This is a genomic window from Streptomyces sp. NPDC006798 (assembly GCF_040635975.1).
Lineage (GTDB): Bacteria > Actinomycetota > Actinomycetes > Streptomycetales > Streptomycetaceae > Streptomyces.
The window spans coordinates 1-22,655 of sequence record NZ_JBEYIS010000044.1; the positions used below are offsets into that span (position 1 = coordinate 1).

Here is a 22,655-nt window from a genome sequence, read left to right on the forward strand (position 1 = left end):
GATCGGATCGCCGGGCTTCAGCCGGTTGATATAGCGGAACGGTTCGCCATGGGTGTTGCGGTGGCCGTCGCCGTGGTAGTGGTGGTTGCGGCCGGAGTGGTCCGGGGCCTGGGAGAGGGCGACGATCGCCGCGGCCACCGTGTCCACGGGCACCATGTCCAGCACTTCGGCGGTGTCCGGGACGGCGCCCGCGGCGACGCATCCGGTGAGCCAGCGGCTGAACGCGGAACGCGGGTCGGCGGCGCCGGTGGCGGTGTCGCCGACGATGGCCGCGATGCGGTGGATCGAGACGGCGAGACCGTGTGCGCGGGCGGCGTCGGCCATGGCGTCGGCCGCCCATTTGCTGAGGTCGTAGCCGCTGGTGAGGCCGCTCGGGTCGGTGGGGGTGTCGGCCTCGGTGACGACCCGGCCGTCGTAGGCCGTGCCGAGGAAGACGCCGAGGGTGGAGATCAGATGCAGTGGGGCGCCGCTGTAGCCCGCCAGGCGCAGGATCGCGGCGGTGGCGTCGACATGGGCGGGTTTGAGGGCGCTGTAGGGCGCGGCGAAGTGGGGTACGGCCGCGTTGTGGTAGATCGCGTCCATGGTCGTGAGGGTGTGGTGGTCCTCGGTGGACAGCCCGAGGCCGGGTGCGGCCAGGTCGCCGGGTACCGGGATCACCCGGCCGGTGGCCGGCAGCCGGTCGATCGAGCCCGGGCGGACCAGGCAGTGGATCCGGGCACCGGTCCTGGCCAGGAGCTGGTCGAGGAGGTGGCGGCCGAGGAATCCGGTGGCGCCGGTGAGCAGGATCCGGCGCGGCGTACCGGCCGGGTGGCCGCCGGACGGGGAGCCATCGGCCCGGGGGACGCCGGACGGGTGGCCGGTACGGAGCCGGATCTCGGCCGGGGGTACGGCGTCGGCGCGCAGCCGGTCGACCGTGGGCAGCTCCGACGGGGCACCGCCGTCGACGGCCGCCGCGAACGCCGCCACGGTTGGGGCGGTGAACAGGGTGCTCATCGGCACGGTGACGCCGAGGCGGTCGCGGACCGCGGCGAGGACGTGGGCGGCGATCAGGGAGTGCCCGCCGATGGCGAAGAAGTCCGAGGTACGGCCCACGTCGGACCGGTCGAGAACGGTGGCCCAGACGGCGGCGACGGCCCGCTCGGTGGCGGTCCGGGGCGGATCGGCCGGGGCGGTGCGGTCGGTGGGGCCGGTCGGGGGTTCGGGGAGGGCGGTGTGGTCGACCTTGCCGGTGCTCTGAGTGGGCAGGGCGTCGAGGACGACCACGGTGTCCGGCACGAGATGCGCGGGCAGGCGGTCGGCGCAGAAGGCGCGCAGGCCGGGGACGTCCGGGGCGGCGGGCGGCGAGCCGGGTGCGGCAGGATCGGAGGCGTACCGCCCGGATGTGGGCGGGTCGGAGGCGTACCGCCCGGGTGCGGCCGGGGCGCCGACGTAGCCGATGAGACGGTCCCCCCTGGCCACCACCACGGCCTCCGTGACGGCCGGGTGCGCGGCGAGCACGGCCGCGACCTCCCCCGGCTCGACCCGGTTGCCGCGGATCTTGACCTGGTCGTCGGCCCGGCCGACGAACTCGATCGTGCCGTGCGGGTCGAGCCGGGCGAGGTCGCCGGTCCGGTACATCCGGGCGCCGGGGGCGCCGTACGGGTCGGCGAGGAACGCCGAGGCGGTCGCGGCCGGGTTTCCCCGGTACCCCCGGGCGGGCGCCGTCCCGCCGATGTAGACCTCGCCGACCACGCCGACGGGCACCCGGCGCAGAGCCCGGTCGAGGAGGTGGACGCGGACGTTCGGCAGCGGGCGGCCGATCGGCAGCCGGGTGGGGTGCTCCAGGCCGTCGACGGTGCGATGGCTGGTCGCGCAGACGGTGGCTTCCGTCGGGCCGTAGTGGTTGTGCAGGGGGATGCCGTGCTTCGCCCAGGCGCGGACGGCCGCCGCCGAGACGATGTCGCCGCCGACCATCATCATCTCCAGCGGGAGGCGTTCCCCGGCGAGATCGGCCACCCAGCGCTGCCAGAGGGGGGCCGCGGTGTCGACCGCGGTCAGCCGGTGTTCGACGCAGAGCCGGAGGAGGTCGGGGCCGGTGAGGCCGCCCGGGTCGGGGTGGACGACGAGGGTGGCCCCGGCCGCGAGGACCGGGAAGATGTCGCCGAACGCGGCGTCGAAGTGCGGGGGCGGGACCATGAGGAGGCGGTGCGCGGCGGTGAGGCCGTGTTCGGCGATGAACGCGGTGGTGAGGTTGAGCAGGGTGTCGTGCTGTACCTCGACGCCCTTGGGTTCGCCGGTGGAGCCGGAGGTGTGGACGACATAGGCGAGCTGGGACGGGTGGACGGGTGCGGGTTCGTGGTGGCCGGTGGCGGGGAGGGTGTCGCGGGTCAGGACGGTCCGCGCGCCGCTCGCGGTGATCAGGGCGTCCCGGCGGAAGGGCGGCTGGGCGGGGTCGACGGGGACGAAGCAGCCGCCCGCCTTGAGTACGCCGAGGATCGCGGTAATCGCGTCGGCGCCGGACGGGATGGCGATCGCGACCGGGTCCTCGTTCCGGATGCCGGCCTCGCGCAGCCGCCCGGCGACGGCCGAGGATCCGCGGTCCAGTTCGCGGTAGGTGAGAGGAGCGGCGGCGAGGTCGAGGACGGCGGTCGCGTCGGGGGTCCGGGCGGTCTGTGCCGCGATCAGGTCCAGAACGGTGGTGGCGGCTGGCCGGGTCCGGACGGCCGGGCCGGTGGCCCGCGGGTCCGGTCCACCGCCGGTGGCCGGACCGGACCGGGTGCCGAGGGCGGTGTGGACGGCGCGGTCGGCCGGGGCCAGCAGGTCCAGGTGGGACAGGGGCAGACCGGGGTGGCGGACCACGGCCGCCATCACCGCCGACACCTGGTCGGCGATCCTGGTGATCGTGTCCGCCTCGTACCGGTCGGTGCGGTAGTCGATGAGGGCGGACCAGTCGCCGTCGCGCTCCCTGATGTGGAGGGTGAGGTCGAACCGGCTGGTGGCACGGTCGATCGGGACCGGGGTGGTGGTCAGGCCGGGGAAGGCGGCGGGGGCCGTCTCGCGGTTGAGGACCAGCATGGTCCGGAACAGGGGGTGGTCGTCCCGTGAGGCGGGAACCGTGGCGAGGATGTCGGCCAGGGAGATATCGGCGTGGTCCATCGCGTCGGCCACCACCGCGGTGGCGTCGGCGAGCAGTTCGCGAGGGGTGGCCCGGCGGCTCGTACGGAGCCGGAGCGGGAGGGTCGTGACGAACATGCCGATCGCGTCGTCCCACCCGGCCGGGCGGGTACTGACCGGGGCGCCGACGACGAGGTCGTCACCGCCGTCGCGGGTGGCGGAGACGATGGCGAAGACGGCGAGGAGACCGGCGAAGGTGGTGGCCCGCTCGCCCCGGCACCAGGCGGCGAAGTCGCGGGCGAGCCCGGCCGGGACGGTGAACCGGTGGGTGGCACCGGGGGCGGCGCCCGCGCGGTGGGGCCGGGCCGGGCCGGGACCGGATTCCGGCTGCGGCGATCCGCCCGCGCCCGGCGTGGCGGCCGGGGCCGTGCCGTAGGGACGGTCCGGCGCGGGTCCGGAGGCGGGCGGGGCGTCGCGGAGTGTCTCGGCCCAGAACTCGGTGGTCCGTCGCCGTGGGCCCACGGCCGTCGGCCCGGGGTCCGGGAGTCCCGGTACGCCGGTCCCCGTGCCGGACGCGGCCCTCGGCCCCTGGACGTCCGTGGCGCCGGCCGGGGGCGGGACGGCCGGATCCGCGGTGGCCAGGGACCTCAGCAGGGTCGACATCGACTGGTCGTCGCAGATGATGTGGTGAGCGGTGACCGCCAGGAGATGGGTCGTGGGGGCGGTTCTGATCAGGTGGGCGCGCACCAGCGGTGGCCGGGTCAGGTCGAAGGGCCGGTCGGCGTCCCGGGCGGCCAGGCGTTCGGCCTCCGGCCACGGATCCGTACGGGCGCTCAGGTCGGTGCTGCGCCAGGCCCTCTCCGGCACATCGTCCGTGCAGGGTGCCGCGCTCAGCAGCGGGGTGTCGTGATGGACGGCGATCGCCGATCGCAGGACGGGATGGCCGGCCAGGGTACGGGCGAACCGGGCGCGCAGGTCCGCCGCGTCGAGCGCGCCCTCCAGCCGGAACGCGGCGTGTACGACGTAGGCGCCGTCGTCCCGGCCCGCCTGGTTGATGATCCACAGTCCGTGCTGCGGGCCGGACAGCCGTCCCGGTGCGGCGGGCTCCGGCTCCGGGGCGTCAGGGCTCTCCGGAGTCCCGGGAGCGCCCCGGTCCGCTTCGATCGCGGCGGCCAGGGCGGCGACGGTGGGGTTGGCCATCAGGGTCCTGATCGTCACCTCCACGCCGGCCGACGCCCCGATCCTGGCGACGGCCCGCACCGCCGCCAGGGAGTGGCCGCCGGAGAGGAAGAAGTCGTCGTCGCGGTCGACCGGGCGGGCCAGCAGGGCCGCGAAGATCTCCGCGATCGTGGTCTCGAGACCTGGGCGGGGATCAGCGGCGGCAGATTCCTCCGCCGCCGGTGGGGGCAGCGCGCGTACATTCAGCTTTCCGGCGCTGGTCAGCGGGAACGCGGCCACGGACACCAGCGCCGACGGCACCAGATAGGCGGGCAGGACCCGGCTCAGCCGCTCCCGCACCCCCGGCCAGCCGGGCTGCCCGGCGGCCGGGACGACGTAGGCCACCAGACGGTCGCCGTCACCGGTCACCCGGGCGTCGGCGATCTCCGGGTCCGCCCGCAGCGCCGCCTCGACTTCGGCCGGTTCCACCCGGTGACCACGTACCTTGAGCTGCCCGTCGACCCGCCCGACGAACTCCAGCACACCGTCCGGCCGGCGCCGCGCCAGGTCGCCCGTCGCGTACATGCGCGCGCCGGGGACCGGTGAGAACGGGTCGGCGACGAATCTGGTCGCCGTCCGGCCGGGCGCGCCGAGATAGCCGCGCGCCAGCGGGAACCCGCCCAGGTACACCTCGCCGACCACATCGTCGTCGACCGGCCGCAGGCCCGCGTTCAGCAGATGAAGGGCCACGCCGTCGAGCGGGTCGCCGATGCCGAACCGGCCGTCCCGGCGGACCTGTTCGGCGGTCGACCAGATCGTCGTCTCGGTCGGGCCGTACGTATTCCACAGCTCGGCCCCGCCCGGCGACCCGGCCAGCGCCCCGGCCAGCTCCGGCGTCAGCACCTCCCCGATCGACACCCGGAGCCGTACGCACTCCGGTACGCCCCCGGCCGCCACCAGGACCGCCCACACCGAGGGGGTGACCTGGACGGCCGTGACCGCCTCGGCACTCAGCCACCGCGCCAGCGCCGGACCGTCCACCACGATCTCCGGCGGTATCGCCGCCACCCGGGCGCCCACCGTCAGCGGCGCCACCAGTTCCCAGACCGATATGTCGAACGCCGGGGAGGTCATGGCCGCCACCGCGTCCCCGGCGCCGAGACCCACCAGCGCCGTCGACCGGGCCAGCATCCCGGCCACCGCGCGGTGCGGCACGCCCACCGCCTTGGGGCGGCCGGTCGACCCGGAGGTGTGGAACACGTACGCCAGTGACTCGGGTCCGATTCCGGGCTCGACGGGCTCGAACTCCTCCGGCAGGTCCGGGATCTCGGTCAGTACGACGCGGGCGGCGTCGGTGACGGCCCGGCGCCGCGGCTCGGGCCACAACGGTTCCACCGGTACGTACACCGCGCCCGCGCGCCAGATCCCGAGGACGGCCACCACCAGGTCCGGGCCGCGCGGCAGATCGACCGCGACCCATGCCTCGGGACCGGCGCCCTTCGCCCGCAGTACCGAGGCCAGGGCCGCCGAGCGGCGGTCCAGCTCGGCGTAGGACATGTCCCCCACCGCGAGGCCGTCGGCGTCGAACCGGATCAGCTCCGGCACGGTCGCCGGCGCCGGCCCACCGGCCGGCCCGGACACCGCCGATGCCGACAGCGCCGACGAAGCCGTCAGCGCCGACAACCGGCGGTCGGGGTCGGCGCACGCCCGGTCCAGCAAGGCCAGCAGCCGCCCGGCGAGACCGTCGACCGTCGCACCGTCGAACAGATCCGTGTCGTGCTCGGTGACCACGGCCATCTCCGCGCCGCCGGACTCCACCATCAGGGTCAGGTCGACATCGGCCGTGCCCTTGTCCGGCGGCATCCGGTCGGCCCGCACACCGGGGAGCGCCAGCTCGGGGGGCTCCTGCATGACGAGGTGCGCCTGGCACAGCGGCGCGTGGCTGGGGTCGCGGGAGGCACCGACCGCCTCGACGAGCCGGTCGTACGGGACTTCCGCGCCGCCCAGTCCCGCCGCGACCGCGCGGCGGACCCCGGCCACCAGCTCCCGGAACGTGGGATCGCCGCCGATCCCCACCCGCAGCGGCACCGGGTTCACGAACATGCCGACGACATCGGCGAACTCCGGCCCCGGCCGCCCGGACACCAGGGTGGCGACCACCACGTCGTCCTGACCGGCCGTCGTTCCCAGGGTGGCGGCGTACGCGGCCTGGAGTACGACGAACCGGGTGGCGCGGGTGGCCCTGGCGAGCGCGTCGACCCGCGCGGTGAGCCCCTCGGGGACGGTGTGGCGGCGCAGCTCCCCCCGGAAGGAGCGCATCCTCGGGCGGGGCCGGTCGGTGGGCAGGGTGAGCAGGTCAGGAGCGCCGTCCAGATCGGCCGCCCGCCGGGACGGGTCGGCGTCGGCGGCGTCCGGCGGCGCTCCGGGGTCCGGCAGTGGCCGGTCCGGGTCGGCGTACAGGGCGCCGATCTCCCGGCACAGCACCGACAGTGACGTACCGTCGACCACCGCGTGGTGCGTATTGATCACCAGGACGTGGTCGGTCGGGGTGATCCGGCCCAGACGGATCCGGAACAGCGGCCCGGAGCGCGGATCGAACGGCTCGCGTGCGGCCCGGGCCGCGAACGCCGCGGCGGCCGCGTCCGCGGCCCCGGCTGTTTCCGCGGCCGGCACCGTCCGCACCACGACTTCCGCGGCGGCCACCGGGCCCACCCGGCCGACCGGTTCGCCGTCGATCTCGTGGAAGGTGGTTCGCAGCACCGGATGCCGGGCGACCACCAGATCCGCCGCGCGCCGGAGCGCGTCCACCGACACGGGTCCGGTCAGCCGGAACACCGCCGGGTTGTTGTGCAGGGGGGCACCGTCGGCGAGCGCCTCCAGGAACCACAGCCGCCGGGCACCGGGCGGGAGCGGGACCGTCATCGGTACGCCCCCCGGTCGCCGAACCGGCTCCGGTACGCGGCCAGATGCTCCGGCTCCGCCCGCAGGAACGGCGCGTCGGCGGCCACCATGTGCCGCACCGCCAGCAGCGGCAACGGGCAGCGCATCGGCCGGAAGTCCGTATTCCACAGACCGCGGGCGGACGGCGGTCCCGGGTGGAACTCGCCGATCATCAGGCCGCGTTCCACGAATCCGGGCTTCAGCTCCCGCTGGGCGCGGTCGATCTCCCCGGGCGTCACGTCCGGCAGCACCACCAGGACCGCCCGGTATCTGGCCTGCGGCCCGTCACGCGGCGGCAGGTCGGGGAACCAGTCGCGGTAGGCGGTCATCACCGCCCGCAGGTCCGGCCGTCCGGGGTGGACGGCGAGGAAGAACCCGCCCCGTTCCAGCGCGAGGGCGGTGTACGGACAGACGTCACCGCTCCGCCCCAGATCGGGATGCGGTCGGCACAGATAGGACCGCGCCCACTCCAGCACCGCCTCGGCGGCGGCGGGCAGGTCCGGGTGGTCCGGCTCGAACAGCGTGACGTCGCCCGCCGGGTGGCTCAGCATCATCTCCCGCTCCGCTTCCGCCACACCGCGGCGAGCAACGCGACTCCGCCGAGCCCGGCGAGTCCACCGAGGAGGCGGTCCTGGCGGCGGGCCCGGGCGAGCGCGTCGCCGTACGGGAGGCTGCTGTGGCTGATCATCGCGTACAGCGTCCGCCACCCTGGCAACAGGCGGCCGAGCGCGAAGTCGATCCGTTTGCGGGCCAGGAACACCGGGGACCGCACCCGGTCGCGCAGCTCCACGAAGTTCGCCGCGGACAGCTCGGCGAGTACGTCCGTGTGCGGGCGGCGGCGGGCCTCGAACGCGGCGAGCGCTTCGCCAGGGGCGTACGCGGCGAGGCATTCGTCGAGTACCGCGCAGTCCTCGAACGCGGCGTTCATCCCCTGGCCGTAGAACGGGAACACGGCGTGCGCGGCGTCGCCGACGAGGACGACCCGGTCGTGCTGCCACGGCGCGGTGCGTACCGACACCAGGCTGCCCGGCTCGTGCGCGAGGAACTGGGTGACCAGGTCCGGCACCAGATCGGTCAGATCGCCGAACTCCTCTACCAGGAACGCCCCGGCCCGTGCCGGGTCGCGCAGCCCCGAGAAGCCGGTGTCGCCGTCGAACGGCAGGAACACGGTGCCGGTCAGCGATCCGTCCGGGTTGGGGTGCGCCACCACCAGTCCCCGGCTGCCGGGCCAGATGTGCAACGCCTCCGGCCGGTCGACGGCCGGGATGGTGAACTCCCGGTAGCCCCATTCCAGGTGGGTCTGGTGGAACTCGGCGCCCGCCCGGCGGTGCAGATGCGCGCGGACGGTCGAGTACGCGCCGTCCGCGCCCACGACGAGATCCGCCGGGAACGTCCTGGCCGGGGTCCGCACCTCGGTCCCGGCCAGGCCGGTGACGCGGTGCCCGAACCACAGCCGTACCCGGGGAATCGATTCGGCGGCGTCGAGCAGGGCGATGTTGAGGTCGTGGCGGCGGACCGAGTGCAGTACCTCGGTGTCGTCCGCGCCGTAGGGCTGGTAGGTGACCCGGCCGCCGTGGTGGACGATCCGGCCGCGCATGGGAACCGCTGCGGCCAGGGCCTCGTCGAGGAGGCCGATGTCGCGCAGCGCCGCCCGCCCGCGTTCGGAGAGTCCGACGCTGATCGACGCGGCGTCCGGGCCGTTCGTGGCGCGCGGGTCGCCGCGCCGCTCCACCACGTCCACCCGGTGGCCGCGGCGGGCCAGCCGGATCGCCAGCATGGTCCCGGCCATTCCCGCGCCGACGATGACGACATTCATATCCGGCCCCTGGTCGAGTCCACCGAGGCCACCGGGTCCATCGGATCCATCCGGCCCATCCGGTCCGTCGGGTCCTTCGGGTCCGTTCGGTCCGTCGCGGACAGGGCTTCGGCGAGTTCGGCGGGTGTGGAGACGTCGAACACGGTGGCCACGGACACTTCCACGGCAAGTTCGACCCGGATCCGGCTGACCAGCGCCGTGGCCATGAGGGACGTGCCGCCGAGGGCGAAGAAGTCGTCGTCGGGCGCGGCCGAATCCACCGAAAGCACCTCGGCGAACAACCGGGCGAGGTCGTCGGCGAGCGCGCCCGACGCCCGTGGCACCGGCTCGGCGAACGCGGCCCGGTCCAGTTTTCCGTTGGGGGTCAGCGGGAAGTCCCCGACCACCTCGATCATGTCCGGGACGAGATGGGCCGGCAGCCGTTCGGCGAGATAAGCGCGCAGGTCCGGCACGCTCGGCCCGTACGGCACCACATAGCCCACCAGGTAGGCGCCGAGCGGTCCGGAGTGGGCGACGACCGCCGCCCGCGCCACCGCCGGGTGAGCGCCGAGCGCGGCCTCCACCTCGGCCGGTTCGACCCGGTGGCCGCGGATCTTCACCTGGTCGTCGGCCCGGCCGAGGAACAGCAGGTCACCGTCGGGCAGTACGCGGACCAGGTCGCCGGTCCGGAACATCCGAGCCCCGGGCGGACCCCACGGATCGGCGACGAACCGCTCCGCGGTCGGCCCGGGGCGGCCCAGATAGCCGCGCGCGACCCCGGCGCCGCCGATGTACAGCTCGCCCTCGGCGGCCGGGGCGCACTTCTCGTCCAGCACCCGTAGTTCGGTACCGGGGATCGCGGCACCGATCGGCACCACCGGGCCGCCGGTGAGCGGTGCGCTCATGGTGGCGCACGCGGTCGTCTCGGTCGGACCGTAGGCATTGATCATCCGGCGGCCGGCGGACCAGCGGGCGACGAGGTCCGGGCCCGGCGCCTCTCCCGCGACGATCAGGCAGGCGACCGAAGGCAGCGCCAGGTCCGGCTGGCCGGCGAGGGCGCTCGGCGGCATGCACACATGGGTGACGCCGTGCTCGGCGACGAACCGGGCGAACGGTTCACCGGGCGGAAGGCCGTCGGGCGGCGCGAGAACGAGCGTGGCCCCGGTGAGCAGCGCCATGCACAGATCGGCGACGGCCACGTCGAAGCCGACCGACGCGTACTGCAGTACCCGGGCGCCCGGCCCGGCGCCGAAGCGTTCCCGCTGCGCCGCGACGAGCTGGGCGATCCCCGTATGGGGAACGACCACGCCCTTGGGCCTTCCGGTCGAGCCGGAGGTGTAGATGACATAGGCGGCACAGGCCGGATCGGGATCCGCCACCGGGGCGGCGGATCCCGCCGAGGCCTCCAGGGCCCGCAGTTCCCCGGGTGTCAGCACCAGGGCGGGGCGGGCGTCGGCGAGCAGGGCGGCCACCCGGTCCGGCGGTTGGGCGGTGTCGACCGGCAGATACGCGGCTCCCGCGGCGAGCACGGCGACGACGGCGACGACCATGTCCGTGCCGCGTGGCATCGCGACGGCGACGATGTCGTCCGGCCCGACGCCTCGGTCTCGCAGGCCGCCCGCCACCGCGGCGGCGCGGGCGTCCAGCTCACCGTAGGAAAGCGTGCCGTCGGCGGCGACGACCGCGATCGACTCCGGATCCCGGGCGACTCGGCGCCGGAACATCCCCACCATTGTCTCGGCCGGTAAGGGATTCGCCTTATCCAATCGCGCGTCCACTGCGGTTTCACACTCCGTGACCCACGGAAATCCATTAGGGGAACGGGGGGAACTCTGTCTCATGACGCGGAGCGGTGTCAACGAGGGCGACAAGCGATTACTTCAACCCCCACCCGATTGCACGGAACGCAACGAAAATTATGAGAACTTGCTCATGGAAATTTCTGTTCCACCGGTCTGTTCGGCGCCACGATCCGGCCAGTATCTTGTAGCCGCTTCCCGAGACCTGATCAGTTACGCGCTGCCGAGCGCGACCGAGTCGTGCGCAAAAGTGGGTTGGCCCATCTGGAGGAGTTCGGATGAGCAGAACAGATACACCGCCACCGCCGGGTACGCGATCGATGGACCCGCCACCGGCGTTCGTGCCGGTCGACCAGTTGACCGAAACACGTCTCGTGCGGGTGGCCGGCGCCAGTCCAGACCATGTCAGCGCGCTCGCGCAATGCTCGGACGACCTCCCGCCGATCCTCGTACACCGGCCGACCATGCAGGTCATCGATGGTGTGCACCGGTTGCGCGCGGCCAAGCTGCGCGGCGACGCCACGATCGCCGTACGGTTCGTCGACGGTTCCGAGGAGGACGCGTTCATGGTGGCCGTGAGCGCCAACGTGACTCAGGGGTTACCACTGACGCTGGCCGACCGCACCGCCGCCGCCGCCCGGATCCTCGCGTCTCATCCGCACCTGTCGGACCGTCTGATCGCGTCGACCGCCGGGTTGTCCACCAAGACGGTGGCCGCGATCCGGCGATGTTCAACCGGGGAAGCGACCCAGTTGAACACCCGCCTCGGCCGCGACGGGAAAGTCCGTCCACTCGATGCCTCTCATGGACGCACGATTGCGAGTCGGGCGATCTCGAACAATCCAGATCTCTCATTGCGGGAGATCGCCCGAATCGCCGGAATATCGGTCGGCACCGCCCGGGATGTCCGGGAAAGAATGCGCCGCGGCGACGATCCTATTCCGGCGCGCCATCGCCTTTCCGCCGGGCACCGTGTGGATAACCAGGAACCGGGCGACAACAACGGCGGCGACATCGGCACCAGCGGTACGCCCCGCGCCGAGCGGGGCCGGTTCCTGCTCTCGCTGCGCGCCGATCCGTCGTTGCGGTTCTCCGAGACCGGCCGGGCGCTCCTGCGGCTGCTCGACGCCAGCACCCTGGACGCCGCGCAGTGGGAGCGCCTCGCCGCCGCCGTCCCCGAGCACTGGTCACCGGTCGTGGCCGATCTCGCCATGGACTGCGCTGCCGACTGGTCGGCGCTCGCCGACCGGCTCCGCGACCGGGTCCGCGTCAGCGCGTGAGTCCGGCGCGCAGGCCACCGCGATCGCCGCCGCCAGCTCGACCACCGCGAAGAGCGCGATCACCGGAAGCAGCGCCGACGAGCCGCCGGTGAGCGCGACCGCGATCAGCGGCAGGAAGCTGGAGAGCGTGACGCCCACCTGGTAGGTCACGGCGATCGCGGAGAACCGCACCATGGTCGGGAACAGGTCCACGAGGAACGCCGCCAGGCCCCCGTAGATCGCGCCGTGCGCGATGGTCAGGGCGGGGATGAACACCAGGGCGATCAGCGTCGGATCACCCGAGGACAGCCAGGCGCCCGCCGGGATCATCGCCACCACCGCGACCGCGTAGCCGAAGATCATGACCGGTCTTCGGCCGTACCGGTCGGAGAGCGCGCCGAATACCGGCAGTGTCACGCACTCCCCCAGGGCCGCGATCATCAGCCCGGTCAGTACGGCCGACCGCACCTCCGGCCCGGACTTCGCCGCGTGCGCCACCAGGAACACGGTGAACATCGCGATCACGGACCCGGTGCCGAGGGAGGCGAGGATGCCGATCACCACCCGGCGCGGCCACTGCCGCAGCACCGTGATCACCGGTACCCGGGCGGCGAGGTTCTCCGCCCGGCCGCGGACGAACTCCGGTGACTCCTCGACCCCCAGCCGAACCCAGATACCGATCCCGACCAGGACGCTCGACGCCAGGAACGGCAGCCGCCACCCCCAGGTCAGGAAGTCCTCCTCGGGCAGCTTGGAGATCAGTACGAAGGTCAGGTTGCTGCCGAACAGTGCCACCGCGAAGCCCATCGCGGGCCAGCTGCTGAAGAAGCCCCGGCGTCCGGGCGGGCCGTGTTCGGTGCTGAGCAGTACGGCGCTGCCCCACTCACCGCCGATGCCGATGCCCTGGGCGACGCGCAAGGTGACCAGCAGGACCGGTGCGAGGACGCCGGCCTGGTCGTAGGTGGGCAGCAGGCCGATACCGAAGGTGGCGACGCCCATGACGAGCAGCGTCCACACCATCATCGACTTGCGGCCCACCCGGTCGCCGAAGTGGCCGAACAGCAGTCCGCCGAGCGGGCGGGCGACGAACCCGGCCGCGTAGGTGGCGAACGACGCGAGCACACCGCCGGCCGCCGACGACCCCGGGAAGAACAGCGGGCCGAACACCAGCGCGGAGGCCGTCGCGTACAGATAGAAGTCGTACCACTCGATGGCGGTACCGATCGTGCTGGCGACCAGTACCCGGCGGGCCGAACGAGGGGCCGGGGCCGCTTTCGGTCTCACGCGTCCTCATCCGACACGAGGACCCGCCCGCCGAGTTCGTCGGGGTCGGCGACCAGGTCGTAGGCCCACACCTGCCGCCCGTCCGCCTCCCAGATCACCTTCCGCCCGTCCGCCCGTACCGCGTGCAGCGCCTTCAGATCCGGGTACTCCGCCGAGGCGGCGGCCCGCTCCTGCGGGAAGTAGGTCTCCGAGTACGCCTCGCGGGACGCCCCGGTGCCGCCCGCGAAGAACTCGGTCAGCGAGGCGCCGTCCGACGACCGGGGCTCCAGCCCGAGCTGGTCGAGCACCGTCGGCATGATGTCGACCAGCCGTACCTGGCTGTCCACGCTCATCCCCGCCGGCACTCCTGGGCCGCTGATGATCAGCGGCACATGCTGGGTCGCGTCGAAGAGCAGGCAGCCGTGGCCCTCCTCGTACGGGTGGCCGAGGTCTCCGGCGTGGTCGTTGGGGTACCAGCCGGCCAGGTCCTCGCCGTGATCGGAGAAGCACACCACCAGCATCGACTCGACGTCGTGGCCCATCTCGGCGATCCGGCGCAGCAGGAGCTGGACGTAGTGGTCGGTATAGGCGACCTCGCCCTCGTACGGGTTCGCCACCTCGACCCCGACGTCCTCCGGCGGCTCGTACGGCCAGTGCGCGTCGAAGAAGTGCGCGAACAGGAAGAACGGTCCGTCGCCGTCCAGCGACTCCAGCCAGCGGGTGGCGCGTTCGACCACCACCGGCGCGCGCTTGAGTGCCAGCCCGCGCAGCTTCACGTCGCCGACCGACAGCGGGTCCCGGCCGTCCGGCAGCAGCGGGATCTCGTCGTCGTAGAAGTCGAACCCGCGGTCGATGCCGTACCACTGGTTCAGGCCGGGGCAGGACACCACCGCGCCGGTCGTGTACCCGGCCGCCGACAGGCACTCCGCCAGGGTCGGCACCTTCTTGTCCAGCGCTTCGCGGAACAGGTGTCTGACCCCGTGGCGCGGTGGCTGGAGGCCGGTGAAGACCGTGGCGTGGCTGACCGGAGTCAGGGGGCACGACGAGATCGCCTGGGTGAAGCTGACCCCGCCCGCGCGCAGCCGCTCCACACCGGGGTACTTCCCCGAATAGGCGACGTCGGCGCGCACGGTGTCCAGGGATATGAACAGGATGTTCGGCTGTGTGGTCACCGGGATTCCTCTGTATTCCTCTGTCGACGCCAGCGGCCCCGAAGGCTAACAACGGGCTCCCCGCGTACGGCAACGGCGAACAGGGTGGAATGAACACCCGTGTTGAACAGCAGATCCCGCCCCTACAGTTACCTGGCGGAGAGCGTCCACGACCGTGACGCGAGGGAGAATTCACATGGCGCGCAAGCTGTCCCTGGCCCTGGAGCTGTATGCCGACGCGAACGGCGGCGTCGACCAGCGCTATATCGAGCAAATGCGCAACCAGGACACCGAACCGGTGCCGACCGATCCCACGAAGCCGAGGTTCACGCTCGTCGTCGGGCCCTCGCCGTTCACCATGCCGCGTGGCTGGGAGTTCTTCCTCACCTCACCCTACGAGGGTGCGACCTACATCTCGACGGTGCTGCACAACGCCGGATACCCGGTACGCATCATCGACGTCCGCTACACCCTGAACCCGCTTCAGGCGGCGTACGACCAGATCGTCGAGGGCACCGATGTGCTCGGGATCTGCACGTTCGAGGACAACTTCCCGTTCTGCCGCGCGCTGATGGCGATGGTCCGCGAGTCGCATCCGGACATCCCGATCATCTGCGGCGGCTCGCTCGTCACTTCCGTTCCCGGGATATTCATGTCGGACACCGCCTGCGATATCGCGGTGATCAGCGAGGGCGAGATCACCATCCTGGAAGTGATGGAGAGCTACGTCCGCGGCTCATGGCAGCAGGATCTCCCGAACATCAAGGGAATCTGCTACCGGGACGAGCAGGGAAAGGCCCGCCGCACGCCGCCGCGCGGCCAGATGATGGATCTCGACGCACTGCCCAGGATGCGGCTCGACCTCTGGCCTCAGGCGCGGTCGCCGCTCGGAATGCAGCCGCAGGTGATCTCGTCGTACAGCCGCGGCTGCAAGATGGACTGCTCGTTCTGTTACCGCACCACTCCGCAGGTGCGGGCGAAGTCGCCGGAGAAGATGGACCGCGATCTCGACTGGCTGAAGACCCAGTACGGGGTGGATTTCTGCTTCTTCGTCGATCTGACGTTCAGCTCGCATCGCGGCCAGACCATCGAGATGTGCGATGTGATCTCCCAGCACGATCTGCGGTGGACCTGTCTGACCCGGTGCGCCGACATGGACGTGCCGCGTATCGACGCGATGCGGGACGCGGGCGCGGACATCATCCTGTACGGCGTCGAGTCGCTGGGCACGGATGTGCTGCGCGAGGCCCGCAAGGGCAGCAGTGAGAACCTGACGGTCCGTGCGATGCGCACCACGTTCGAGGGCGGTGTGCGGTTCGGCTCGCTGCTCATCGTCGGTCTGCCGAACGAGACCGAGGAATCCCTCTCCCACATGGTGCAGTTCGCCGAGCAGTACAACCATGTGACCCGGGTGAAGTATCTGTCGGCCATGCCCGGTACGACGGTGTACCAGGACGCGGTGCGGAACAAGGTGATTCGCTCCGAGATCGACCATCTGAACTGGCTGTCGATCGAACAGGCGTTGCACGAGGACGAGTTCCTGAATGTGAGCGGGCTGCCCGAGCGGGTCTGCCGGGACGCGTACAAGCGGGTGTACGACGCCTACCAGCCCGGCCCGGTGATGGACTTCCAGCACTGGCCGGAGCACTTCCAGTACTTCCACCCGCAGCCGGCCGACGGCACCGAGCGGTCGACGTCGTACGCCGGGACGGGCTGGCGCGCGGACTGGAGTTCCGCCGCCGCGCCGCTGGTCCCCGGTTCCGAGAAGTACACCCTGGACAAGGTGGCCGACGCGGAGGTGGCCGGGGTCGGGAGTGTGCTGATGGACTGCGGCGCGAAGAAGCTCACGGCCGGGGTCTGACCGGTGACCACTCAGGACGGCCCGATCCTGATCATCGGGACCGAGCGCTCCGGGTCGAATCTGCTGCGGCTGGTGCTGGACGCGCATTCGCGGATCGCGGTCCCGCACCCGCCGCACTTCATGCGGTATCTGTCCGGCATCCCGTACGACGGTGATGTCGACGCGATGACGGACGACGCGATGCGGTTGCTGCGGCACCACATCCATCCGTGGCCGCATGAGATCGACCGGGCCGCGGTGGCCGGGGCGGCCCGCCCGTCGCTGTTCGGAGTGGTGTCGGCGATCTACGACCAGTACCGCGTCGCGGAGGGCGCGGCCCGGTGGGGGTGCAAGAGCACATTCATGGTCGAGCATGTCGACAACGTGCTCGCCGAACTCCCGGACGCCCGGTTCCTGTGGCTGGTACGCGATCCGCGCGATGTGGCCGCGTCGGCGAAACGGGCCGTGTTCGGCTACTGCCACCCGTACCGGATGGCGCGGCGGTGGACGGCCGAACAGGAACTCGCCCGCGCGGCCCTGGACCGGTGGGGTCCGGAAGTGGTGCGCCTGGTGCGGTACGAGGACCTGGTGTCCGCGCCCGACCGGGAGATCCGGGCGATCTGCGACTTCATCGGTGAGGCGGCCGAACCGGCGATGCTGGCACACCACCTGAGCGGCAACGCCCGGGTGACCGCGTCGCTGTCGGCGTCCTGGCGCACGGCCGGCGACCCGATCACCGCGGCCCGGATCGGCTCCCACCGGGAGGGGCTGTCCGACCGCGAGCGGCGGCAGGTGGAGAGCGTGGCCGCGCGGGTGATGGAGCCGCTCGGCTATCCGTTCGACGCGGCTTCCCTGGACGAACCGGTTCCCGGTCCGCTCGGTGTCGCGCTGCGCGGGTTCGCGGTACGGCTGGCGGTCGAGGCGCGATCGCTGGGCACCGACCGCAACCACTTCCGGCGCTGGCGGCGCGACGCCACCGTCCGCCGGCTGCGCCGCCGCGCGATGCCGGTCAGCGCCCTGGTTCAGGCAGGAGAGAGCAGATGAACGAAACGGGAACCGTCCGTACGCACTTCGCCGACCGCGCGGGCACCTACGACCGGTCCAGTTCATGGTGCACCGACGACGCGCTCGGCGAGCTGATGCTCTCCGCGGCGGCGCCCCGGCCGGGCGACGCGGTCCTGGACGTGGCGTGCGGTACCGGACTGGTGTCGCGGCTGTTCGCCGGGCGGGTGGGGCGGCTGGTCGGCGTGGACATCACGCCGGAGATGGCGGAGCAGGCCCGCGGCACGCTCGACGAGCTGGTGATCGCCCCGGCGGAGAAGCTGCCGTTCGACGACGGCACGTTCGACATCGTGGTCTGCCGTCAGGGCATCCAGTTCATGACACTGCCGGACGCGGTACGGGAGATGGCGCGGGTGACCCGGCCGGGCGGGCGGATCGTACTGACCCATCTGTGCGCCTACGGGGACGACGACCGCGACGAGTACTTCGAGATCCTGCGGCTGCGCAACCCGGCCCGGCGGCACTTCTTCCGGCCCGGCGACGTCGAGGCCCTGCTCACCGAAGCGGGGTGCGACCCGGTGCGGTCGCGGCGGTACGTGTCGGTGGAGGACGTGGACGTCTGGTCGGACAACGGCGCGATCGGCGAAGACGCCCGGGAGGCCATCCGGGACCGCTACGGGAGGGCTTCGCCCGAGTTCCGCGCGCGGCACTCGGTGACCGAGGCGGACGGGCGGATCACCGACCACATGCTGTTCGTCGTCGCCTCGGGAACGAGGGTCTGACATGGCACCGGAACAGTCACTCGCCGACGGTGTGCGGGCCGCCTTCCTCACCGAGGCGGCCACCGCGGCGCGGTACACCTACTTCGCCCAGGTCGCCGGGATCGAGGGGCACACCGAGGCGGCCCGGGTCTTCGGCGAGCTGGCCGAGAGTGTGGCCTGCGCCGCCCACGGGCACCTGGACGTGCTGCGCGACCTGCTGGGCGGCGACGACCCGGGCACCGGCCACACGCTCGGCGACACCCGCCGCAACCTGGCCGCGGCGATCAGCGGCGACCTCGGGGAGGCCACCGAGCGCTACCCCGGCCTGGCGGCCCGGGCGCACACGGACGGCGTGGCCGATCTGGCGAGCTGGCTGGAGACCCTGTGCACATTGAAGAAGACGCACGTGGACCGGCTGGAGCAGGCCCTGACCGGGCTGACCGAGCCGCGGTTCGCCGGGAACGGAGCGCCATGACCACCGACTACACCGCCGAGGCGATCACCGTCTACTCCGGTCTTGAGGCGGTGCGCCGCAACCCGTCGATGTACGTCGGGTCGACCGGCTCGGACGGCGCCCACCACCTGGTGCTCGAACTGGTCGACAACGCCGTGGACGAGGCCGCCGCCGGGCACTGCGCCACCATCTCGGTGGAGCTGTACGACGACGGCTCCTGCTCGGTCACCGACGACGGCCGGGGCATCCCCACCGGCCCGCACCCGGAGGCCGGGATCCCGGCGTGCGAGCTGGTGCTCACCACACTCCACTCGGGCGGCAAGTTCGACCACTCCTCGTACGCGACCTCGGCCGGGCTGCACGGCGTCGGGCTGGCCTGCGTGAACGCGCTGTCGGAGTGGTTGCGGCTGGAAGTGTGGCGCGACGGCGCGCACCACAGCGAGTCGTTCACCCGGGGCTCGGTCGAGACCCCGCTCAAGCGGGTCGGCGACAGCGGCCGCCGCGGCACCCGGGTGTGGTTCCGCCCGGACCCGGAGATCTTCTCCGACTGCGTACTCGACGCGGATCTGCTGCATACCCGGCTGCTCGACATCGCGTACCTCCATCCGGGCCTGCGGGTCGATCTCACCGACCATCGCACCGGGCGGCACGAGTCGCTGTGCGAGACGACCGGGGTACGGGGCCTGCTCGCGTACCGAGCCCGCGACGCCGAGAAGGTCCACGACGAGCCGGCCGGCGTCACCTGGGCCGGGGACGGCTGTGTGATCGATGCCGCCGTCCAGTGGACCGAGGGGTACGCGGAGCAGATCTTCAGCTATGTCAACACCATCCGCACCGACCTCGGCGGGTCGCATGTGGACGCCCTGCGGAGCGCGCTGGCCGGGGTGGTGGCCGAGCACCTCGGCCCGGCCGCGGAGAAGATGACCGTCGTCGACATCCTGGAGGGGCTGACCGCGGTGATCGCGATCCGGATCCCGGACGCGCGGTTCGACGGCCAGACCAAACGCACCCTGCGCAACGAGGACGCGGGCGCCCGGGTGTTCGACGTCGTCACCGAGCAGACGCGGCGGGCGCTGGCGGCCGACCCGGAGCTGGCCCGCCGGATCGCCGAACGGGCCGTCGACGCGAGCCGGGCCAGGCTCGCCGCCCGGCTGGCCGGGCGGACGGCCCGCTCCCGGACCCGGGCCGTCGAGGTCGACTACGCGGTCTACCAGCGGCAGTTCGGGATCCGCTCGAAGGACTGGCACGACTCGTGCGCCTGGCTCACCGACGAGGACCTGCTCGGCAAGCACGCGGAGCTGTGCGCGATGCCGCCGGACGCCCGGATGCTGGACGTGTGCTGCGGCAGCGGGGTCGTCGGCGGCGCGTTCCGCGGCCGGGTCGGCGAGATGGTCGGGCTTGACCTCACCCCGGAGATGGCGGCGCTCGCGTCCACCCGGCTGGACGTCGTACACCAGGGCACCGTCTACGACCTGCCGTTCCCGGACGCCAGTTTCGACCTCGTGGTCACCCGTGAGGTGCTGCATCTGCTGCCCCAGCCGGAGCGGCCGGTGTCGGAGATCTTCCGGGTGCTGCGGCCGGGCGGGCAGTTCATCGTCGGCCAGATCGTGCCGTACGCGGACGTGGACGCGTTCTGGATGTTCCGGGTCTTCAAGAAGAAGCAGCCGCTGCTGTACCAGATGTTCCGCGAGGAGGACTTCCGGGCGCTGCTCACCGGCGGCGGGTTCACCGACGTACGGATGGAGGAGTACTTCCTGTGGGAGTCGATCGACCGGTGGATCGACACCCATGAGACGACCCCGGCGAACCGGCAGGAGATCTACCGCCTCTACTACGACGCGCCGCGCGAGGTCCGGGACGTACACCCGTTCGAGGTGCTGCCGGACGGCTCGGTCCGCGACCGGTGGCGGTGGTGTGTGTACTCGGTACGGAAACCCGACCATGACTAGCCGGACCGTGGAACGCCCGGTCGCCGAGGTGGTCCGCGGGCTGGAGCTGCTGCGGCCGCTGCGGGGCACGCCGGTGCCGCACTTCCGCGCCAAGGTACGCGATCTCGTCGTCGTCGCGTCGAGTTCGCGGGGCGGGTCGAGCATGCTCGCCGAGCTGCTGCGGTCCTCGCCGCATCTGCTGCATCTGCGTGCCGAGCTGAATCCGCTGCTCCGGCTGGTCGGTCTCGACCACCCGCACAGCGGCACCGGATCCGACGCACTGGACGCGGCGCACTGGCACGGGCTTCCGCCCGGGTCCCGGGCGTTGTTCGAGGCGGAACTGGCACTGGACGCGGGCTCTCCCGGCACCGGCGTGGAGAATCTGGCGGCGGACGCGGCATGGCGGCTGGTCATGCAGTGGCCGGAGCTGGGTCTCGACCCCGTCGACCTGGTGCGGACCGCCGAGGCGGTACTGGACCGCGATCTCCCCCGGTTCGCACGGGCGCTGATCGAGATGACCGGTGTGAACCCGTGGTACTACGACCTGCCCGGGCAGTCGCCGGGACCACGACCGGCCGGGCCGCCCGGTGACGTACTGCTCGAAGAGCCGCCTTTCGTACTCCCCCGCCCGTGGCGGCCCGCGAACGAACACGATCTCGCCACCAGGCCGCTGGTGATCAAGACGCCGGGCAACGCCTACCGGCTCGGTTTCCTGCGGGCGGTGTTCCCCAACGCGCGGCTGCGGGTGCTGCATCTGACCAGGAACCCGGCCGCCTCGATCAACGGTCTGGTCGACGGATGGCTGCACCACGGGTTCCACGCCTACCGGCTGGACGAGCCGCTGCGGATCGCCGGATACGCCGACGTACGGCCGGCCGACCGGCACTGGTGGAAGTTCGACCTGCCGCCCGGCTGGCCCGCGTACACCGCCGCAGCCCTGCCCCGGGTCTGCGCCCATCAGTGGTTGTCGAGCCACCGCGCGGTGCTCGCGCACGGGGCGGATCACACGGTGCGATTCGAGGACCTGATCAGCGGACCGCACGCCCGGGCGGACGCCGTCGAGCGGATCGCGGACTGGCTGGGGATCCCGTTCGACGGGCCGCTGAAGCGGGCCACGGCCGACGGCGTCGCCGCCACCGTGGCCACCGCAGCACCACGCCCGGGACGGTGGCGGGTGCGGGAAGCGGAGATCCGGTCCGCACTGAGCGCCGATGTCCTCGCGATGGCGGAGAGGCTTGGTTACGCCCATGACGATCACTGGATCTGAGCCGAGCACCCACGGCGGCCCGGGGTGGGTCCCCCGGGTGGCGTCGCATACGGACGAAGTCGCGGCCGGCGGTGTGTGGGAGCCGTGCGGATACCGGTCGGAGACGGCCGTACTGCGGTCCGTACTGCTGGTCCGCCCGCCGGACAGCGTCGCCGGGGTACGGCGGCCGGGAGCCTCGCTCATGCTCGGCCCGGTGGATCTCCCGGCGATGCGGGCGCAGTACGACGGCCTGGCGGACCGCCTGCGGAACCACGGGGTCGAGGTACATCTGGCATCCCCCGACACGACGCCGAACGCGGTGTTCGCACGGGACCTCTTCTGGATGACCCCGGCCGGGGCGGTGCTGGCCCGGATGGCGTCGGCGCAGCGGGCGGGCGAGGAACGGCATGCCGCGCTCGCCCTGGCCGGGGCCGGGTTCCCGATCCTGCGCACGGTGTCCGGCACCGCCGTGTTCGAAGGCGCCGACGCGCTGTGGATCGACCCGTCGACGGTGCTCGTCGGTACCGGGTTCCGGACGAACGCGGCCGGCGCGGCCGAGGTCGCGTCGGCGGTCGCGGGGCTGGGCGCCCGGGTGGTGACGGTGCCGCTGGGGCCGGGCGTACAGCATCTGCTGGGGACGGTGGTGTTCCTCGACTCGTCGACCGCCGTCGTGCACCGGGCGGCGTGCCCGCCGGAGTTGACGGCGCTGCTCGCCGAGTACGGCTATCGGGTGATCGCACTGCCGCCGGACGATGAGCTACTGGTGGGGCGCGGGATGAACCTGCTGGTGCTCGCGCCGGGGCGGGTACTGATGCCCGCGGGCTGCCCGGGAATCCGGCGGACGCTGGAGCGGGCGGGTACCGCCGTCGAGGAGATCGAGATCGGCGAGTACCTGCGGGCGGCCGGCGGGATCGGCTGTGTGACCGGGGTGGTGCGCCGTGACCACTGAGACCCGGCCACTCGGCC

The 22,655-nt window shown here is 72.5% G+C and carries 14 protein-coding genes; 8 read left to right on the top strand and 6 right to left on the bottom strand.

From position 1 onward, the window contains the following. The 4 genes from ABZ714_RS25830 to ABZ714_RS25845 form a co-directional block, all read right to left on the bottom strand. Positions 1-7,173, bottom strand: a 7,173-nt coding sequence (locus ABZ714_RS25830) for an amino acid adenylation domain-containing protein (protein ID WP_358827713.1), incomplete at its 3' end; no start/stop codon positions are given. Beyond that, positions 7,170-7,745 carry a DUF6875 domain-containing protein gene (locus ABZ714_RS25835; protein WP_358827714.1) on the bottom strand — a complete coding sequence of 192 codons (576 nt, stop codon included), beginning with the start codon at positions 7,743-7,745 and terminating at the stop codon, positions 7,170-7,172. The genes ABZ714_RS25835 and ABZ714_RS25830, both read right to left, overlap by 4 nt. Further along, positions 7,742-9,007, bottom strand: a complete 1,266-nt coding sequence (locus tag ABZ714_RS25840) for an NAD(P)/FAD-dependent oxidoreductase (RefSeq protein ID WP_358827715.1) — start codon at positions 9,005-9,007, stop codon at positions 7,742-7,744. The genes ABZ714_RS25835 and ABZ714_RS25840 overlap by 4 nt, the downstream gene beginning before the upstream one ends. Then, the gene (locus tag ABZ714_RS25845; RefSeq protein ID WP_358827716.1) at positions 9,004-10,719 is read right to left on the bottom strand and encodes a non-ribosomal peptide synthetase; all 1,716 of its coding nucleotides are present in this window, start codon (positions 10,717-10,719) and stop codon (positions 9,004-9,006) included. The genes ABZ714_RS25840 and ABZ714_RS25845 overlap by 4 nt, the downstream gene beginning before the upstream one ends. 344 nt (positions 10,720-11,063) lie before the next feature. Between ABZ714_RS25845 and ABZ714_RS25850 the strand changes: the two genes are divergently transcribed. Continuing rightward, the gene (locus ABZ714_RS25850; RefSeq protein WP_358827717.1) at positions 11,064-12,065 is read left to right on the top strand and encodes a ParB N-terminal domain-containing protein; all 1,002 of its coding nucleotides are present in this window, start codon (positions 11,064-11,066) and stop codon (positions 12,063-12,065) included. On the opposite strand, the gene ABZ714_RS25855 is transcribed toward ABZ714_RS25850, so the two are convergent. Further along, positions 11,973-13,328 (bottom strand): MFS transporter, encoded by a 1,356-nt coding sequence (locus ABZ714_RS25855; RefSeq protein WP_358827718.1) that lies wholly within the window; start codon positions 13,326-13,328, stop codon positions 11,973-11,975. The two genes, ABZ714_RS25850 and ABZ714_RS25855, sit on opposite strands and share 93 nt — an antisense overlap. Next, positions 13,325-14,479, bottom strand: a complete 1,155-nt coding sequence (locus tag ABZ714_RS25860; protein WP_358827719.1) for a sulfatase-like hydrolase/transferase — start codon at positions 14,477-14,479, stop codon at positions 13,325-13,327. Before ABZ714_RS25860 ends, ABZ714_RS25855 begins: the two co-directional genes overlap by 4 nt. Before the next feature lie 175 nt (positions 14,480-14,654). On the opposite strand from ABZ714_RS25860, the gene ABZ714_RS25865 reads away from it, so the two are divergent. Genes ABZ714_RS25865 through ABZ714_RS25895 form a run of 7 tightly spaced genes read left to right on the top strand, consistent with a single transcriptional unit; the run spans position 14,655 to position 22,638 of the window. Then, positions 14,655-16,319, top strand: a complete 1,665-nt coding sequence (locus ABZ714_RS25865; RefSeq protein ID WP_358827720.1) for a radical SAM protein — start codon at positions 14,655-14,657, stop codon at positions 16,317-16,319. A gap of 3 nt (positions 16,320-16,322) precedes the next feature. Continuing rightward, positions 16,323-17,342, top strand: a complete 1,020-nt coding sequence (locus ABZ714_RS25870) for a sulfotransferase (RefSeq protein ID WP_358827721.1) — start codon at positions 16,323-16,325, stop codon at positions 17,340-17,342. Next, complete coding sequence (locus tag ABZ714_RS25875) at positions 17,339-18,082, top strand: methyltransferase domain-containing protein (protein WP_358827722.1); 744 nt, start codon at positions 17,339-17,341, stop codon at positions 18,080-18,082. Before ABZ714_RS25870 ends, ABZ714_RS25875 begins: the two co-directional genes overlap by 4 nt. Before the next feature lies 1 nt (position 18,083). Continuing rightward, a complete protein-coding gene (locus tag ABZ714_RS25880) occupies positions 18,084-18,536 on the top strand; it encodes a rubrerythrin family protein (protein WP_358827723.1) in 453 nt (150 codons plus the stop codon). Further along, entirely contained in the window at positions 18,533-20,464 is a 1,932-nt protein-coding gene (locus ABZ714_RS25885) for a methyltransferase domain-containing protein (protein ID WP_358827724.1), read from the top strand. Before ABZ714_RS25880 ends, ABZ714_RS25885 begins: the two co-directional genes overlap by 4 nt. After that, positions 20,457-21,710: a sulfotransferase gene (locus ABZ714_RS25890; protein ID WP_358827725.1), complete on the top strand. Its 1,254-nt coding sequence runs from the start codon at positions 20,457-20,459 to the stop codon at positions 21,708-21,710. Before ABZ714_RS25885 ends, ABZ714_RS25890 begins: the two co-directional genes overlap by 8 nt. Further along, complete coding sequence (locus ABZ714_RS25895) at positions 21,691-22,638, top strand: arginine deiminase family protein (RefSeq protein WP_358827726.1); 948 nt, start codon at positions 21,691-21,693, stop codon at positions 22,636-22,638. Before ABZ714_RS25890 ends, ABZ714_RS25895 begins: the two co-directional genes overlap by 20 nt. Positions 22,639-22,655: the final 17 nt, after the last annotated feature.

What these genes read in the sequence shown, in the direction of transcription:
- ABZ714_RS25895 (WP_358827726.1), top strand. Translation starts at nt 21,691, where the DNA reads ATGACGATCACTGGATCTGAGCCGAGCACCCACGGCGGCCCGGGGTGG.
- ABZ714_RS25890 (WP_358827725.1), top strand. Translation starts at nt 20,457, where the DNA reads ATGACTAGCCGGACCGTGGAACGCCCGGTCGCCGAGGTGGTCCGCGGG.
- ABZ714_RS25885 (WP_358827724.1), top strand. Translation starts at nt 18,533, where the DNA reads ATGACCACCGACTACACCGCCGAGGCGATCACCGTCTACTCCGGTCTT.
- ABZ714_RS25840 (WP_358827715.1), bottom strand. Translation starts at nt 9,007, where the DNA reads ATGAATGTCGTCATCGTCGGCGCGGGAATGGCCGGGACCATGCTGGCG.
- ABZ714_RS25845 (WP_358827716.1), bottom strand. Translation starts at nt 10,719, where the DNA reads ATGGTGGGGATGTTCCGGCGCCGAGTCGCCCGGGATCCGGAGTCGATC.
- ABZ714_RS25835 (WP_358827714.1), bottom strand. Translation starts at nt 7,745, where the DNA reads ATGATGCTGAGCCACCCGGCGGGCGACGTCACGCTGTTCGAGCCGGAC.
- ABZ714_RS25865 (WP_358827720.1), top strand. Translation starts at nt 14,655, where the DNA reads ATGGCGCGCAAGCTGTCCCTGGCCCTGGAGCTGTATGCCGACGCGAAC.
- ABZ714_RS25850 (WP_358827717.1), top strand. Translation starts at nt 11,064, where the DNA reads ATGAGCAGAACAGATACACCGCCACCGCCGGGTACGCGATCGATGGAC.
- ABZ714_RS25875 (WP_358827722.1), top strand. Translation starts at nt 17,339, where the DNA reads ATGAACGAAACGGGAACCGTCCGTACGCACTTCGCCGACCGCGCGGGC.
- ABZ714_RS25880 (WP_358827723.1), top strand. Translation starts at nt 18,084, where the DNA reads ATGGCACCGGAACAGTCACTCGCCGACGGTGTGCGGGCCGCCTTCCTC.